The following is a 14,750-nucleotide window of genomic DNA, read 5'->3' as shown; positions in this document are numbered from 1 at the left end:
TTTCGGAGTCCTGCAAGAATTAAGATCATAATTAACTTTGGCAGGTTATTCTTAAGTGGTTAAGTTGAATATTTGGCTGCTTATGTGTGATATAAATAAAAATCAGCATTCCAGAATCGAATAAAATAAAACCGACTTCGATATACCTGCCTGCTTTCAATCTTTTATATAACAAAAGGATTGAGGGGCCGCGCCACTTGGAATGTAGTCTTTAAGGCTTTTAGGGGTCTCGTACCTTCTTACCGCTGCGACTTTTATCGCATGCGCTAGCTCCCTGCCGTCGAAATAATCATTGAAGAATTTTTTTGTGATACCAGAGAACGTACTCGTAAGACGCCAGATCTGCTTAGGATTGTCGGAGAGCACCTCTTCAAAATCAAATTCTCCGATTACTTTTCCAACAGGCATGGTGGCATACATAATCACCGTTTTGACTCCAGGATTCTTGAAAATAGATTTCCTGAACTCGAATCGCTTTTCGCCTTGTAGTATTTTTTCAGCATACTCAGGCTTAATTGATAATAATACCTTCATCTATTTGGCCTGCCCGTACGATTGAATCGAACTGATTCTGAGTGAGCGCCATGAACCCCCAGTAGTTATTAGGATCGAGACCAAACTGCTCAATCATTTCGCCACGGGTAACTCGGCGTTTCAAAGCGGTATTATACGTAAACCTGAACACGTGGGGGTATTTTTTTCTTGCCCAAAATTGATTGAGTTCGGCGTCGCTGAATACGCTATATGGCCGGCAGTATGTCATAAACTCATCCCGCGTCGCAAACGAGTGAATCGAACGGTACTCCTCGATCACACCAATAGATGTTGCTACAGAACGATAATGGGCAGGGCCTAACCCATCGCTAGTTCTGTAAATCAGAAGGATATCTCCACGCTTAAGATTTTCAAGTCCTTGCATTGCCGACAGGTAAACTTTATGAATGCTGTTAGTATGTGATACGTCCTCAATGATACGAGCGTTTTCATTTTTTAGAATTGAATCTGGCAGCAATCTTGTATGCCACTCTGGTTTTAACGACAGTAAGTGCCTTTTGACATTCATGTTGTTTACCATGGGGTAAGATTTAACTAGATCATCTTGTAATTTGTGTAATTCCTTGAGCAAGACGAGTTCGACCCCATTTTCAGAGATCTTCTCAGCGACTCTCGAAAATCCATACTTTTGAAATAATCCGATTAAAACATCGTGATGAGGGAAAACTGTTACATAGATTTCGTCCACGCCATTATGTGAAGCATGATCAAAAATTTTCTTCAGGAACCGCTCGCCCATCTTTGTGCCGCGAGCATTGATCTTCATAGTCCCAACCTTTATGCGACGCTTAGCTGGCAGATGAGGCATCACGTCGGTGATAACTTCGTTCTCTATTTTTAAATATAAGAATCCGTTTATATTGCCTCTATCATCCTCAAATACATATGCGTTGTCTTCAGCTTTACGCGCAAACCAGTGTGCAAATTCTTGGTAGTCTTTAAGTAGAGAGTTAAAAAAATAATCTTGCAGATTTATGTTTTTAAATTTCTTCTGGATAAGTTCCATTGTTTATTTCTTTCCGTTGAATGGCTTAATAATGTTTGCTACACAGTTTGAAAATGAACTGTATGATGGTCCATGTATTAAATAAAATGGTATTCCTAGCCTAGAAGATAAATCAACTGCAGTCTGCCTTTCCAATTCGATAAAGTCTTTCAAGTCTTTAGTGGCGCTATTCGAGTCGCGTTGGAGAAGGCGCTCAGCTATCACTTGGATATCGTTCTCGATAAGAATGATGGCTGATAGTCTAAGGCGTTCAAATGTTGCCAATGACAACGCTTCAAATACGCCTAGAGCCTTTTTTTAAAACGAAATGCCCGTCTAGAATTAGCACGTCTTCGTGTTGCATGATTTCATCTACAGCTACAATCAAGGCGTCTTGGTTGCTTTCGATGTCAGTAACGACTTTGTCATTTTTCCAGCTAACGGACTGGGTTGCCTCCCTGATCAACTGGCTAGCAGTTGCATGCCGCAGCCCAGTTTTCGTTGCCAGCGCTTGGCAAAGATGCGTCTTTCCTACGCCATGTACCCCTGCAACGAAAACAATCATCCCTAACCTCCTTATTAGTGATGGCAGTACGCCACTCATTGCTCCGGCTGTCAATCAATCCTCAGCCGAGTGGTCAGTGAAAGCTTCTGGATGCAAAACACTGGGCCGTGCATGTCAGGTTGCGCCTACTCCGAAGATGGGGAGTGCAGATACTTTTTTGCATATGCGACGTCAATTTCTCACTCAAGTGCATTTCACAACCTTGAGGCCCCGTCCCACGTCATCCCGCCAAGAATGTTGAGTGTTATCAGGGATCAAGGCCCCTGCGACCTGTGGGGAATGTCCACTACGCGGGACTGGTGGCTCCTTACAACCGGGAGCAAGGGCATCTCATGATCTGGCCTCCTGAGCACCATTACCGGTGGGCGGGTGGAGGCAGGACTGGCTGACGATACCAGCGCGTGAAGATCCTGAGCCTGGTGCAAGCAGCAATGCGATGACCGGGGCATGCCTGACTGTCAGTCAGGTGCAGTCCATTCCTTGGTCTGCGGCACCATCATCTACAGCGCTGTTGCTGGTGACATCGGCGTTTGTCACGCCGATTGTCACGAGGGGGAATGCCGCAAAGCCTTGTGCGATCAGGGCTGCAGCAGTGATAGAAGTGCCCGTCTCTTTCCAGAAGAAAGAGACGGGCACAGGTTGGCGCAATATTTCGGCCAAGCGGATAGGTTGCTGCAGGGCAGCGAGGTACGGTGTATTTGGCGCACGAGCGCTATGTGTGTAAGAGCATCCATCACCTGGGTAGTGACCGGGCGAGCTGCCGGATGCGAATCGCCCTTGGGGAGAACCTCCGCCAGAGCGGCGTGACCTTTAAGGTTCGGGTCACCTGGGGTGCTGTCATCGACAGCGCTTGCAACTCCCGGCCTACGCCTGTGGACAATGTTCGTCAAGTAGAGCAATTTCAGGGATTTGGCGCTTGTGGATAAAACTATCCCCCGGTGGACATCAGTGATTTTCCACAGACGTACGCTGTGCCAGCAGTTTTTTCTTAGGTATGGTCCTTTCAAACGGGGCGGCTTTGCAGCTCCGTTTGAAAGACCCGCGCGGAGGAGCTTCATGCGTTGCTGTGGGTAACTTCACAGCGAGTTTGAGGTGGTGGTGCGGCGGGTTACTCGGTCCTCTTGGCACTGCGTAGGCGCGTGACGTTCTCGCCCGCCTGCTTGGAAAACTCATGTGGCGTCACATGGTCCTTGCGGTTCGCCTCCAGAAACCGGCTGCACCATGTCATGATCATCCGGCGCTCTTCGAGGAACTCGGCCCTGTGGGTATAAGCGGCCCGCACGTTGTTGCGTTCCTTGTGGCTCATCTGCCGTTCGATAGCCGTCTCTGACCACAGCCCGGACACGACCAGCGCACTGCACGCCATGGCTCGGAATCCGTGGCCGCAGATATCCACCCTGGTGTCGTGGCCCATCGTCCTGAGCGCGGCGTTCACCGTGTTCTCGGACATCGGCTTCCACGGCTTGGCATCCCCCGCGAACACCAGTTCGAACTTGCTGGTGATCGCGTGGATCTGCTCAAGCAGGGCCACTGTCTGCGGCGATAAGGGTACAACGTGAATGTCCCCGGCCATCTTCGTACCCCTTGTGAAAAAGGGCACACCGTCCAGCGCCGGGCGGGTGTCGGGGATTTCCCAGATTCCGCGCTTGAGGTCGAACTCGTTCCAACGGGCGAAGCGCAGTTCGCTGGAGCGTACGAATACATGCAACGACAGCATCACCGTGAGGCGCGTGAGCGGGCGAACTCTGTAGTCCTCAATGCATGCCAGTAGCTCTGGCAGCCGCGACAAGGGTAGTGCGGGTCTGTGAGTTATCCGAGGTGTCTTGATCGAGCCATCGAGGTCGTGAGCTGGGTTCGCTGTGATCAACCGCAGCCGTTTGGCTTCACGCATGATGCTTTGCAGGTAGTTCTTGATCCTGAGCGCCACGTCGATGGTGCCGCGCTTCGTCACGGCTTCCAGTGGCTGCATGAGGTCGTGGGTGTCCAACTCAACGATTGCTCTGGCACCGATCAAAGGGAATACGTGAATCTTCAAACGGCTGAGCACAGTCTTGGCGTGGCCGGGCGCCCACTTGGGTACCATGCTGGCGTGCCAGTCGAGCGCAACGCTTTTGAAGGTCTGGCCGTTGATCACGGCCTGGGTCTTGGTTTGTTGCTTGTACTGGATGGGATCTATGCCGTTGGCGAGCTGCTGCTTGATCTCGAAGCGCTTGCGGCGTGCGTCGCCGAGCCCGACCACAGGATAGCTGCCGAGGGCGGTCAGGCCTTCGCGGCCATCGGGTTTCACGTACCTGAGCCGCCAGCCTTCGCGGCCGTTGGGTTGCATAAGCAGGTAAAGACCGTCGCCGTCGAAGAGCTTGTAATCGAGCTCTCTGGGCTTTGCCGTGCGACAGTCGGTGTCGGTAAGCGGGGCAGTGGTGCGGGCCGTAAGAGCAGTCTCCGATATCGAAACGGACCTCTATCCTTGAAACTGCCCTAATTAGCGCTGGGTGCGCTCGGAATTCAACAGAAAGCCAAAACGAAAAAACCCGCCAGAAGGCGGGTTTTTCGGGGGTTCCAGAGATTTTGAAAGCTTTCTATGGAACCTTGAATGGTGCCGGCACCAGGAATCGAACCCGGGACCTACTGATTACAAGTCAGTTGCTCTACCATCTGAGCTATACCGGCAATGGGGCGTCATTATAACGATCGTTTTGGGCCTGTAAACCACTTAGTTGCGATTGTTCGCAAATAACCTAAGTCACCGGCCCAAAAGGAGAAATTTCTTACCAGCCGCGGTGGATGGTATTGATGTTTGGCTCGGTCTTGGCGGGGTTGAAGACCAGCTTGTCGTTGTCGCAGCCACGCTTGCGGCACGGGGTTTCGGCGCGCAGGGGGAGGCCTTTGTCGCCGCCCAGTTGCATGCCAGGGTGGTTCCAGCCGAGGTTGCTGGATTTATGATGCGACGGGCCGCTGCTGCAGGCGGTCAGGGCCAGGGCGAAGGCGAGCAGGGCGAAGGGTTTGAATAGGGTCACGGGGTCTGGTCCATTGTCGAATCTGGCGCAACGCCAGATGGCCGCAGGGCTGGCAGGCAGCGCGCGACGTCACTTTTTAATGATTTGGGCGGCGGATGATACACGGTTTTTGCGGTTATGTTGGGGGTGATCGCGGCTGAAACCGGTGGTGGTGTGGGTGTAAGGGAATTCTGGAAAGGCTGGGAAAGTGTTTCAGGATGGTTGCTTCGGACCTATCCTACGCGTGCCGCCGAAGTATCGCTGTTGTCGGGGAAATGGCTCACGGATACCTTTTCCGGGTCGCTCTGGTGACCGGGTGTGAGAACCCGCTTTAGAACGTAGCAGCTGCTTTATGGCGACCGGCACGGGCAGGCTTTGGCCTGGCCGAGCTTCCTATGTTCACTCGGTTTCTCACCCCGTGCACGGTTGCCACCTCTATCCAGTGAGAAGGCATGGATGTGGCGACTCCTCATGAACGTAGGGAGTTGCACATGAAAAAGATCCTTCCTGATTCACCTGCTGCTGTGTCCGATACCGTCACCACCGCAGGCATCGAAACCTTCCTCCCGGCGGGTAGCCCGTCTCTCAACCTTTTGCGTGTTCAACCCGGCATACCTGTGGATGCTGCCTATGAGCATGTGTCGATTTTGATGGGGTATATCAAGCACCTGGTGCGCGAGGGTGATATGGAGGATGACCATAAGTTTTTGGGGGCGGCTGATTATCTGTGTGATATGGCGAAGGCGTTGATGAACGATATCGAGATTGCCAAGGGGCGGGTGCATTGAGGCGGGTGGGCCGCTAGGTGTTTGCCTCGAGATGTTATGCGCCTAGGAGAGCGCCGCTTGTGCGGCGCATCGCGAGCTGCGCTCGCTCCTACGTTTTTGGGCCAATTACATTCCCCACGGCGAACACCTCACAGCCCTCACCCAATTGGGCTACCGCCAAAATCGCTTATGCACAAGCGGCATCAACTACCTGCGCGAAATGCATGCCGCCTTGCTGTGCCACTTGTCTTTGCGCAAATGCCTGTTTTTGCTGGCCTTGCGGTACCTGAAGGAATAAGCCATGCGCTGGAAATAGCGCTTGGCTCCAACAGGTAATCACAAGCTTGTTCACAGAGTTATCCACAGGTTTTTCTGCGGCTATCTGCCGCGCTCGGCCAGGATCAGAAGGTTGCGCGGGGTCAACGGATAGTCGCAAAACAACCCCACGCGCACGTCGTAACCCTGTTCGGCCAGGTACAGGGCACGGTCCAGTACCAGCCACAGCTCCAGCGGGCGGCGGAACAGGTTGCGTATGCGCTCCAGGTTGCGCACCTCGGCCAGGCGCTGGCAGCCCGCCGCTTCCAGCGCGACCCAGTTCGGTTCACCGTGAATGGGTACGTGCTTGAGTGCCGCCAGATCACGGCAATACTGCTCGAACGGTTTGCTCAGCCAGGCCACAGGCAGCGATGGCGTTGGCAGGTACTCATCGGCCCCGCGTTGCTGGCGTTGTAGCAGGTCGAAACCCAGCCGCCGCGCCATGGAGGTATCGCGCTGGCGGCGCACGCGGGCACCTGCGGTGACGGTTTCACTCAGGGGCAAACCCAGGTCGTCCAGCGACAGGTGCAGGCTGGAAGCGCGTGCAGCTGTGGATAACGCCAGGTAACCCGGTGTGGCGATACGGTTGTAGCAGCACGGGGCTACGGCCAGCTGGCGGCAGCCTTGCTCGCTGGCCAACCGTAGCAGGCGCACGTGCAGGTCGCCGCAGGCATGTAGAGCGACCACGCTGGTGTCCGAATGCAGATGCCGCGCGCTTTCGGGTGCCATCACATCCTGGTGCAGGTGTTGCGCGGGCAAGTGGTGATGGGTGCTCAGTGCCTGGCCGGCTGCAACCAGTTCGGCGTCGTATTCCAGGCACGTCAGTTGCTGGCCGGGTTGCAGCAGGCGGCGGCCGAGGTGCCCTTTGCCTGCGCACCAGTCCAGCCAGTGGTGGGGCGGGGCGCTGAAGGCCAGGTGGCTGGCGAAGGCTTCGATCTGCTGCCATTTGCGGCCGGGAACGGCGACGTCCAGGCGGTGGGCGGCTGGCGGCAGTTCGGCCTGGGGCAGGCTGCCGAGCGTGGCGAGCTGTTGGGCTTGCTCGGCCAGTTGCGGGAAGGGGGCGGGCAGGCGGTCAGTGGTGCTGTCGGCTTCGGCGTCTGCCAGGGAACATTGGCGCAGGTGGGCGGCCAGTTCGGGGTGGGCGGCCTCCCAGCCCAGTTGCAGGGTAGTGAAGGGGCGCGGTTTCCACAGCTGTTGGTGCTCCACCAGGAACTGGTCGAGGGCCATGAAGCGGGTGCTTAGGTGGTGGCTGTGGAGGTGGTTGGGCATGGGGAGATGGTTGTCGGGTTTGAGGGCCTCTTCGCGTGTGAACCCGCTCCCACAGGGTTGGCACAGGTTGGAAGCCTGTGAGGGGCCTGTGGGGCGGTTTTAGCCGCGAAAGGGGCGGTGCGGGGTCAGCGACCTTGGCAGGCGTCTACCCGCAACCAGCGTTCCAGCAACTTGAAGCCCTGCACCAGCAGGAACGAGATCAGCAGGTAGAACAGGCCGGCAGCAAAGAAGATTTCCACCGGCAGGTAGGTGCGGGCGATGATGGTGCGGGCCATGCCGGTCAGTTCCAGCAGGGTCACCGTACTGGCCAGGGCGCTGGCCTTGAGCATCAGGATCACTTCGTTGCTGTACGCCGGCAGGCCGATGCGCGCGGCCCGGGGCAGCATGATGTAGAACAGGGTCTTGCCCCGTGACATGCCCAGCGCCCGCGCCGCCTCGATCTCACCCTTGGGGATGGACTGCAGCGCACCGCGCAGGATCTCGGCGATGTAGGCAGCGGTGTGCAGGGTCATGGTCAGCACCGTGCACCAGAACGGGTCGCGCAGGTACGGCCACAGCGAACTGCTGCGTACGGCGTCGAACTGGGCCAGGCCGTAGTACACCAGAAACAGCTGCACCAGCAGCGGTGTGCCGCGGAAGAAGAAGATGTAGCTGAACGGCACGGCGCGCACGTACCAGTGGCGCGAAGAGCGGGCGATGCCCAGCGGGATGGCCAGAATCAGCCCGGCCACCACGGCAATGGCCACCAGCTCCAGGGTGAGCGTGGCGCCCTGGGCCAGGCGGGGCAGCCACTTAATGATCACTTCCCAATTCATTATTCGGCCCTCGCGAAGCCGCGAGCGGCGCGTTTTTCCATGAAGTGCATGCCGGTCATGGCAATGATGGTCAGGCCCAGGTAGATGCAGGCGGCGACCATGTAGAAGGTGAAGGGCTCCTTGGTCACGGTCACGCCGATTTGCGCGTGGCGCATGATTTCTTCAAGGCCGATCACCGACACCAGGGCGGTGTCCTTCATCAGGATCATGAACAGGTTGCCCAGGCCGGGCAGGGCGATGCGCCACATCTGCGGCAGAATGATGCGCGACAGGATACGCCCCTTGGACATGCCCAAGGCCAGGCCGGCCTCGCGGTGCCCTTTGGGGATGGCCAGGATAGCGCCGCGGAACACCTCGGTGGCATAGGCGCCAAAGCACAGGCCCAGGGCGATGACGCCGGCGGCAAATGCACTCAGCTCCAGGCCCGGCATGTTCAGGGCATCGCCCAGGCTGCTCATCAGGCCGACGGTGCCGAAATAGATCAGCAGCACCCACAGCAGTTCGGGTATGCCACGTACCAGTGTGGAGTAGAAGCCGCCAAGCCACTGCAGCGGCTTGATCGAGGACGTCTTGGCCAGGGCGCCGAGCAGGCCCAGCACCAGCCCCAGCAGCAAGGCGCAAAGCGCCAGTTTTACGGTCATCAGGGTGCCGGCCATCATGGCCGGGCCGAATCCGTGCAGGTCGATATTCATGGGCAGGTCATTTTAGGGACTGGCGCGCCGCAAGGGCGCGCCGGTCGGGGCGGGTCATTCGATGCTGAACGGGAAGTACTTGTCGTTGATCTTCTTGTACGTGCCGTCGGCCTTGATTTCGGCCAGGGCCTTGTTCAGGTCGTCGCGCAGCTTGGTGTCACCCTTGCGCACGGCGATACCGATCTTGTCGCTGTCCACCACCGGTTCGCCCTTGAACTCGAAGTTGGAGCCGTCCTTGCTTTTCAGCCACTCGTACTGCACGTACTTGTCGGCCAGGATGCCGTCGATGCGGCCGGCGACCAGGTCGAGGTAGGCGTTTTCCTGGGTGTCGTACAGCTTGATGTCCAAGTCGCTGCCGTAGTTGTCTTCAAGCCAGGTGCCCGCCAGGGTGGCGCGTTGGGTACCGATGGTCTTGCCCTTGAGGTAGGCCTTGTCGGTTTTGAAGTCGACGTTTTTCGGCGCGATGAACTGCAGCTTGTTGGAGTAGTAGGGGTCGGTGAAGTCCACAGCCTGCTTGCGCTCGTCGGTGATCGACAGCGACGACACCAGGAAGTCGAACTTCTTGGCGTTCAGGGCCGGGATGATGCCGTCCCAGTCAGAGGTGACCACCGAGCACTCGACCTTCATCTTGGCGCACAGGGCGTCGCCGATGTCCTTGTCGAAGCCCACGACGTTGCCGCTGGCGTCCTTGTTGTTGAACGGCGGGTAGGCCGCTTCGATACCCATGCGCAGTTTTTCTGCGGCCAGGGCGTTGGCCGACATCACCAGGGTGGCTGCAGCGGCCAGGAGAAACTTCTTGTAGGTTTGCATGTATTGCTCCGTTAGCGGTGGCTGGACATGAATTGCTTGCAACGCGCCGAGGTCGGGTTTTCGAAGACCTGCTGCGGCGATCCCTGCTCTTCGACCAGGCCCTGGTGCAGGAAGACCACTTCACTGGACACCTGGCGGGCAAAGTTCATCTCGTGCGTCACCAGCAGCATGGTACGGCCTTCTTCGGCCAATGCGCGGATAACGTTTAGCACTTCCTGGACCATTTCCGGGTCGAGGGCCGACGTGGGCTCGTCGAACAGGATCACCTTGGGTTTCATGGCCAGGGTACGGGCAATGGCGGCGCGCTGTTGCTGGCCACCGGAAAGCTGGGCGGGGTAGCTGTGGCGCTTGTCGTAGATACCCACCTTGTTCAGCAGCGCTTCGGCTGCCTCCACGGCTTCGGCCTTGCTCTGACCGAGGACGCGGCGTGGGGCCTCGATGATGTTGTCGAGGATGGACATGTGCGGCCACAGGTTGAAGTTCTGGAAGACGAAGCCGATTTCGCTGCGCAGGCGGTTGATCTGGCGGTTGTCGGCAGCGATCAGGTCGCCGTTTTTCGCGGCCTTGAGCTTGAGGGCTTCACCGGCAACCAGGATTTCGCCCTGGTGCGGGTTTTCCAGCAGGTTGATGCAGCGCAGCAGGGTGGACTTGCCGGAGCCGGACGACCCCAGGATGGAGATCACGTCACCGTCGCGTGCGGTCAGCGAAATGCCCTTGAGAATTTCCTGCTCGCCGTAGCGTTTGTGCAGGTTGCGGATTTCCAGCGCGGGCGTGGCCTGAGCCATGTGCGGTCCTCATGTGTTCGGGTGCGTTCCCAGCTGTTGGCGGCCTTCCTGGCGTGCGCCAAGCTAGCATAGCGGCATTGTGACGGCCAACAGGGTTGCCGGGCAGTCTGGGCCTTGGTGGGGCAGTTTGTCGCATCGTTGCAGCGCAACGTCGCGCGGATGTCCACCCGTGTTGTCGCCCGGCACCTGAGCCTTAATGAAAAAAGGCGCGATGGTGCCAGTTTTGGCCGGCCCAGGGAAGCGCTTTCGGACCGTTTGCTGAGTAAACCTGACCACGCGGGCAGCGCTCCACTGATGCCGGGCTGCACCTGGCAAGCGTGTAAAACTGCGTCATGGTTGTACCTTCCGGTTGCACTTTTTTGCCTTGCGATGGTGCATGGGTGTTACCGAGGGGCACCCGTGGTGCATTTGTAAGTGGGTATTTCCGTAATCCGATGATTCGGCGATGATTCGGTCACGGGTTGGCCGAATGCGCTCCATCCCGCGTCAATCAAGGCTTACGCACAATCTTGGTGCGGTGTGTTGGCACATGGCGCGCTTATTGCCAGTACGAAACCGCAGATTGCAGCGTTGCCCACCTCAACCCAGGGCACGCCTGACTCGCAATCGATGTGGTCCACTCCTTACAAAGGTAGTTTTATGAGCGGTAACAATTCCAACGACCTCGCTCAGGGGCTCAAACAACGGCATGTGACCATGCTGTCTATCGCTGGCGTCATCGGTGCCGGCCTGTTCGTCGGCTCCGGTCATGCCATTGCCGCTGCCGGCCCCGCCGTACTGCTGGCCTATGCGGCGGCCGGTACGCTGGTGGTGCTGGTGATGCGCATGCTGGGTGAAATGGCGGTCGCCTCACCCGACACGGGTTCGTTTTCCACCTACGCCGACCGCGCCATCGGGCGTTGGGCGGGCTTCACCATCGGCTGGCTGTACTGGTGGTTCTGGGTGCTGGTGATTCCGCTGGAAGCCAACGCCGCGGCGGCCATTTTGCATGCCTGGTTCCCTGCCGTAGACCTGTGGGCGTTCTCGCTGATCATTACCCTGGCACTCACCGTCACCAACCTGTTCAGCGTGAAGAACTACGGCGAGTTCGAGTTCTGGTTCGCGCTGCTGAAGGTGCTGGCCATCATCGGCTTCATCGTGGTGGGCTGCGTGGCCATGTTCGGCCTAGTGCCCAGCAGCCAGGTCAGCGGTATCAGCCACCTGTTCGACACCCAGGGCTTCATGCCCAACGGCCTGGGCGCGGTGCTGGCAGCCATGCTGACCACCATGTTCTCGTTCATGGGTACTGAAATCGTCACCATCGCGGCGGCCGAGTCCAAGGACCCGGGCAAGCAGATCAGCCGTGCTACCAACTCGGTGATCTGGCGTATCTGCCTGTTCTACCTGGTGTCCATCTTCCTGGTTGTTGCCCTGGTGCCGTGGAACGACCCGGCGCTGGCAGAAACCGGTTCGTACCAGACCGTACTCAGCCGTATCGGTGTGCCGAATGCCAAGCTGATCGTCGATATCGTGGTACTGATCGCGGTGACCAGCTGCCTCAACTCGGCGCTGTACACCTCTTCGCGCATGCTGTTCTCGCTGAGCAAGCGCGGCGACGCACCTGCCATGGCCCAGCGCACCACCAAGGCTGCTACCCCGCATGTGGCGGTACTGCTGTCCACGGCTGCGGCTTTCCTGTGTGTGTTCGCCAACTTCCTGGCCCCGGCGCAGGTGTTCGAGTTCCTGCTGGCCAGTTCTGGCGCCATTGCGCTGCTGGTGTACCTGGTGATTGCCGTGTCGCAGCTGCGCATGCGGGCCCAGCGTGAAGCCCGTGGCGAGAAGATCGCCTTCAAGATGTGGCTGTTCCCGGGGCTCACCTGGGCCACCATCGCCTTCATCGTGGCCGTACTGGGCGTGATGGCGCTGCGCGAAGACCACCGTATCGAAATCATCGCCACCGCATTGCTGAGCATTGCGGTAGTGGCGGCGGGTTTGCTGGTGCATCGCAAGCGTGAAGCTGCAGGGCGGGTGGCGCTGGATAACTGACCCGCGCTGGCTGCAATGAAAAGGCCGCGCCCTGTTGAGGGTGCGGCCTTTTTTTGCCTGTGCTGGCCTCTTCGCGGGTGAACCCGCTCCCACAGGGTGGGCGGGGCTGTGGGGCGCTGTCAGCCGAACTGCTTCTGCTGTTGCTGCTGTTTGGCCACAAGCTCGGAAGCGGTGATATAGGCATTCTGGAACTCATCACTCTCCAGCCATGCCATGGTGGTGTCTTCATCAGCACCGTCGAGCCACTTACGGTAGGCGCTGAACACCAGCACGATGTAGTCGGTGGCGTGTTCTTCCTTGTGCCCCTTGAGCACCAGGGCCAGCAACGGGTCTACCAGGAACACCGAAATCATCGGGACCAGGCCGTCCTCCTGGGCTTCCTTCATCTTCTTGAACAGCGGCTCGTAACTGCCCGACTCCATGGCCTTGTCGTACACCTGCTGAACACTGGCGCTGTCGCCGGCACTGGCCTTGACCGCCTGGCCGCTGCGGACCATGCGGTTCTGCTTGGCCTTGGTGGCGGCGCGCTTGGCGCGTTTCTGTTGCTTGGTGGAGGTGGCCATGAGTGGAGTCCTTTGGGGGTGCCGTGAAAAGTGCGTATTGAAGCGCAGATGCCTGCGAAACCCAAGCAGCTTCGGCAGGTCTCAGACACACTACCCACACTTCATCACCTCCCTGGACCTTCACGGATGAAAGCACCCGTATTAGCCGGCCTGCTGGCCGTTGCCTTGGCCGGCTGTGGCAACATTGCTGCCGTCAAATCGTTCAACACGCCCTATGGCTCACCCACTGCCGGGGACACCGCACGCCTGCGCGTCATCGCCAATGGCATGGTGCGGGCGGTGCCCGAGAAGGATTGCGTGGACTGGTACAGCCCCGGTGCAGGCGTGATTGCTGTACCGAAAGAGGGCTTCGCCGACCGTAACGGCGAAACCCTGGGCATGCCTGCCGGCGCGGCTGTGGGCAGGGGGGATGCTGTTAGCGAAGTGCTGGTGCCGGCGGGCAAGCCCTTCACCTTGCACTTCCTGGACGGCGGCAGTTCCCCGGCATACGGCACCGTGGAAAACTGCCTGGGCATGTTCTGGTTCGTGCCGGAAAAAGGCGCCGACTACGAGCTGGTACTGCGTGGTTACAGCGCCTGTGGCGGCACGCTCAAGCGCCTGGGCAGCACCGATCAGGTGCCCAGGCACAAAGCCGAGTACTGCAGCGCCATCGCCAACTTCTAAGGCCAGGCGGGTTACGCCACCGCTTCATCTTCCTCGAAACCGCGTGATGCCCGGCCTACCAGCAGGGCATCCGGCGCGTAGGCCACGCGGTGGTCTTTGCCGGGGTAGTCGAGCGAGTGCAGGAAGTGGCGGATGCAGTTGATGCGCGCGCGTTTCTTGTCATCGGACTTGATCACCGTCCAAGGCGCATCGGCCGTGTCGGTGTGGAAGAACATGGCCTCCTTGGCGGCGGTGTAGTCTTCCCACTTGTCCAGCGACTTGATGTCGATGGGCGACAGCTTCCAGTGCTTCAGCGGGTCGTCGCGGCGCGAGATGAAGCGGCGCAGCTGCTCTTCGCGGTTTACCGAGAACCAGTACTTGAACAGCAGAATGCCGCTGTTGCACAGCATGCGCTCCAGGTCTGGCGCCTGGCGCATGAATTCCAGGTACTGCAGCGGCGTGCAGAAGTCCATCACCCGCTCGACCCCGGCGCGGTTGTACCAGGAGCGATCGAAGAACACCATTTCCCCGGCCGTGGGCAAATGCTGCACATAGCGCTGGAAGTACCACTGGCCCTTTTCCTGTTCCGAGGGCTTTTCCAGGGCAACGATGCGCGCACCCCGCGGGTTCAGGTGTTCCATGAAGCGCTTGATGGTCCCGCCCTTGCCAGCCGCGTCGCGCCCTTCGAACAGAATCACTACCCGCTGCCCGGTTTCCTTCACCCAGCTCTGCACCTTCAGCAGTTCGATTTGCAGGGCGTGCTTGGCCTTTTCGTAATCCTGGCGTCGCAGCCGCGTGCGGTATGGGTAGCTCGCCGGTAGCCGGGCCGAGGTGCTGTCTTCGTTGCTGCCCTTGGGCGCACTGGCCACTTCAAGCGCGGCGGGTGTCTGGCTGACCTGGGTGATGGCAGGTTCAGGCTTGCGCTGACGAGGGCGGCGCGTGCGTGTGGGGGTGGCGGCGGATGGGGCG

16 protein-coding genes and 1 tRNA gene are annotated in these 14,750 nt (G+C 58.5%); 3 read left to right on the top strand and 14 right to left on the bottom strand.

Annotated elements, in window-relative coordinates:
• Positions 1-156: 156 nt before the first annotated feature.
• The 7 genes from IAE38_RS19950 to IAE38_RS19920 all read right to left on the bottom strand — a co-directional run bounded on the left by IAE38_RS19950 (position 157) and on the right by IAE38_RS19920 (position 5,119).
• Positions 157-534, bottom strand: coding sequence for an ASCH domain-containing protein (locus IAE38_RS19950; protein ID WP_201218890.1), 378 nt, complete (start codon positions 532-534; stop codon positions 157-159).
• Positions 512-1,561 (bottom strand): GNAT family N-acetyltransferase, encoded by a 1,050-nt coding sequence (locus tag IAE38_RS19945; RefSeq protein ID WP_201218889.1) that lies wholly within the window; start codon positions 1,559-1,561, stop codon positions 512-514. The genes IAE38_RS19950 and IAE38_RS19945 overlap by 23 nt, the downstream gene beginning before the upstream one ends.
• Before the next feature lie 274 nt (positions 1,562-1,835).
• Positions 1,836-2,105, bottom strand: a complete 270-nt coding sequence (locus tag IAE38_RS19940) for an AAA family ATPase (RefSeq protein ID WP_201218887.1) — start codon at positions 2,103-2,105, stop codon at positions 1,836-1,838.
• 462 nt (positions 2,106-2,567) lie between these two features.
• On the bottom strand, positions 2,568-2,765 hold the full coding sequence (locus IAE38_RS19935) for a hypothetical protein (RefSeq protein WP_236404223.1): 198 nt from the start codon (positions 2,763-2,765) through the stop codon (positions 2,568-2,570).
• Between the two features lie 448 nt (positions 2,766-3,213).
• Positions 3,214-4,551 (bottom strand): tyrosine-type recombinase/integrase, encoded by a 1,338-nt coding sequence (locus IAE38_RS19930; protein WP_201218911.1) that lies wholly within the window; start codon positions 4,549-4,551, stop codon positions 3,214-3,216.
• 145 nt (positions 4,552-4,696) lie between these two features.
• Positions 4,697-4,772, bottom strand: a tRNA-Thr gene (locus tag IAE38_RS19925).
• 98 nt (positions 4,773-4,870) lie between these two features.
• On the bottom strand, positions 4,871-5,119 hold the full coding sequence (locus tag IAE38_RS19920; protein ID WP_201218885.1) for a hypothetical protein: 249 nt from the start codon (positions 5,117-5,119) through the stop codon (positions 4,871-4,873).
• Positions 5,120-5,589: 470 nt separating this feature from the next.
• Here IAE38_RS19920 and IAE38_RS19915 point away from each other — a divergent pair, with 470 nt between their 5' ends.
• A complete protein-coding gene (locus IAE38_RS19915) occupies positions 5,590-5,886 on the top strand; it encodes a DUF3077 domain-containing protein (protein WP_201165070.1) in 297 nt (98 codons plus the stop codon).
• 357 nt (positions 5,887-6,243) lie between these two features.
• Here IAE38_RS19915 and IAE38_RS19910 read toward each other — a convergent pair whose 3' ends face one another.
• From IAE38_RS19910 to IAE38_RS19890, 5 genes are all read right to left on the bottom strand, one after another.
• Positions 6,244-7,449 carry a methyltransferase gene (locus IAE38_RS19910; protein WP_201218883.1) on the bottom strand — a complete coding sequence of 402 codons (1,206 nt, stop codon included), beginning with the start codon at positions 7,447-7,449 and terminating at the stop codon, positions 6,244-6,246.
• A gap of 125 nt (positions 7,450-7,574) precedes the next feature.
• On the bottom strand, positions 7,575-8,264 hold the full coding sequence (locus IAE38_RS19905; RefSeq protein ID WP_028635318.1) for an ABC transporter permease: 690 nt from the start codon (positions 8,262-8,264) through the stop codon (positions 7,575-7,577).
• Positions 8,264-8,956: an ABC transporter permease gene (locus IAE38_RS19900; RefSeq protein ID WP_201165685.1), complete on the bottom strand. Its 693-nt coding sequence runs from the start codon at positions 8,954-8,956 to the stop codon at positions 8,264-8,266. Before IAE38_RS19900 ends, IAE38_RS19905 begins: the two co-directional genes overlap by 1 nt.
• A 54-nt stretch (positions 8,957-9,010) precedes the next feature.
• Positions 9,011-9,766 (bottom strand): ABC transporter substrate-binding protein, encoded by a 756-nt coding sequence (locus tag IAE38_RS19895; RefSeq protein WP_028635316.1) that lies wholly within the window; start codon positions 9,764-9,766, stop codon positions 9,011-9,013.
• 11 nt (positions 9,767-9,777) lie between these two features.
• Entirely contained in the window at positions 9,778-10,551 is a 774-nt protein-coding gene (locus IAE38_RS19890; protein ID WP_028635315.1) for an ABC transporter ATP-binding protein, read from the bottom strand.
• Between the two features lie 639 nt (positions 10,552-11,190).
• On the opposite strand from IAE38_RS19890, the gene gabP reads away from it, so the two are divergent.
• Positions 11,191-12,576, top strand: coding sequence for a GABA permease (gabP, locus tag IAE38_RS19885; protein ID WP_028635314.1), 1,386 nt, complete (start codon positions 11,191-11,193; stop codon positions 12,574-12,576).
• Between the two features lie 119 nt (positions 12,577-12,695).
• Here gabP and IAE38_RS19880 read toward each other — a convergent pair whose 3' ends face one another.
• On the bottom strand, positions 12,696-13,139 hold the full coding sequence (locus IAE38_RS19880) for a hypothetical protein (protein WP_028635313.1): 444 nt from the start codon (positions 13,137-13,139) through the stop codon (positions 12,696-12,698).
• A gap of 126 nt (positions 13,140-13,265) precedes the next feature.
• On the opposite strand from IAE38_RS19880, the gene IAE38_RS19875 reads away from it, so the two are divergent.
• The gene (locus tag IAE38_RS19875) at positions 13,266-13,802 is read left to right on the top strand and encodes a hypothetical protein (RefSeq protein ID WP_201218881.1); all 537 of its coding nucleotides are present in this window, start codon (positions 13,266-13,268) and stop codon (positions 13,800-13,802) included.
• Positions 13,803-13,813: 11 nt separating this feature from the next.
• Here the strand turns inward: IAE38_RS19875 and ppk2 are convergent, their stop codons facing one another.
• Positions 13,814-14,686, bottom strand: a complete 873-nt coding sequence (gene ppk2, locus IAE38_RS19870; protein WP_201218909.1) for a polyphosphate kinase 2 — start codon at positions 14,684-14,686, stop codon at positions 13,814-13,816.
• Positions 14,687-14,750 lie beyond the last annotated feature (64 nt).

This window comes from Pseudomonas sp. S32 (genome assembly GCF_016648095.1).
Lineage (GTDB): Bacteria > Pseudomonadota > Gammaproteobacteria > Pseudomonadales > Pseudomonadaceae > Aquipseudomonas > Aquipseudomonas parafulva.
The sequence above is the reverse complement of the archived record's forward strand: the minus strand, read 5'-3'. Positions and strand labels throughout refer to the sequence as shown.

Excerpts from the sequence above, each read along its gene's own strand:
- IAE38_RS19950 (WP_201218890.1), bottom strand. The coding sequence starts at position 534 with ATGAAGGTATTATTATCAATTAAGCCTGAGTATGCTGAAAAAATACTA.
- IAE38_RS19945 (WP_201218889.1), bottom strand. The coding sequence starts at position 1,561 with ATGGAACTTATCCAGAAGAAATTTAAAAACATAAATCTGCAAGATTAT.
- IAE38_RS19940 (WP_201218887.1), bottom strand. The coding sequence starts at position 2,105 with ATGATTGTTTTCGTTGCAGGGGTACATGGCGTAGGAAAGACGCATCTT.
- IAE38_RS19915 (WP_201165070.1), top strand. The coding sequence starts at position 5,590 with ATGAAAAAGATCCTTCCTGATTCACCTGCTGCTGTGTCCGATACCGTC.
- IAE38_RS19910 (WP_201218883.1), bottom strand. The coding sequence starts at position 7,449 with ATGCCCAACCACCTCCACAGCCACCACCTAAGCACCCGCTTCATGGCC.
- IAE38_RS19905 (WP_028635318.1), bottom strand. The coding sequence starts at position 8,264 with ATGAATTGGGAAGTGATCATTAAGTGGCTGCCCCGCCTGGCCCAGGGC.
- IAE38_RS19900 (WP_201165685.1), bottom strand. The coding sequence starts at position 8,956 with ATGAATATCGACCTGCACGGATTCGGCCCGGCCATGATGGCCGGCACC.
- IAE38_RS19895 (WP_028635316.1), bottom strand. The coding sequence starts at position 9,766 with ATGCAAACCTACAAGAAGTTTCTCCTGGCCGCTGCAGCCACCCTGGTG.
- IAE38_RS19890 (WP_028635315.1), bottom strand. The coding sequence starts at position 10,551 with ATGGCTCAGGCCACGCCCGCGCTGGAAATCCGCAACCTGCACAAACGC.
- gabP (WP_028635314.1), top strand. The coding sequence starts at position 11,191 with ATGAGCGGTAACAATTCCAACGACCTCGCTCAGGGGCTCAAACAACGG.
- IAE38_RS19880 (WP_028635313.1), bottom strand. The coding sequence starts at position 13,139 with ATGGCCACCTCCACCAAGCAACAGAAACGCGCCAAGCGCGCCGCCACC.
- IAE38_RS19875 (WP_201218881.1), top strand. The coding sequence starts at position 13,266 with ATGAAAGCACCCGTATTAGCCGGCCTGCTGGCCGTTGCCTTGGCCGGC.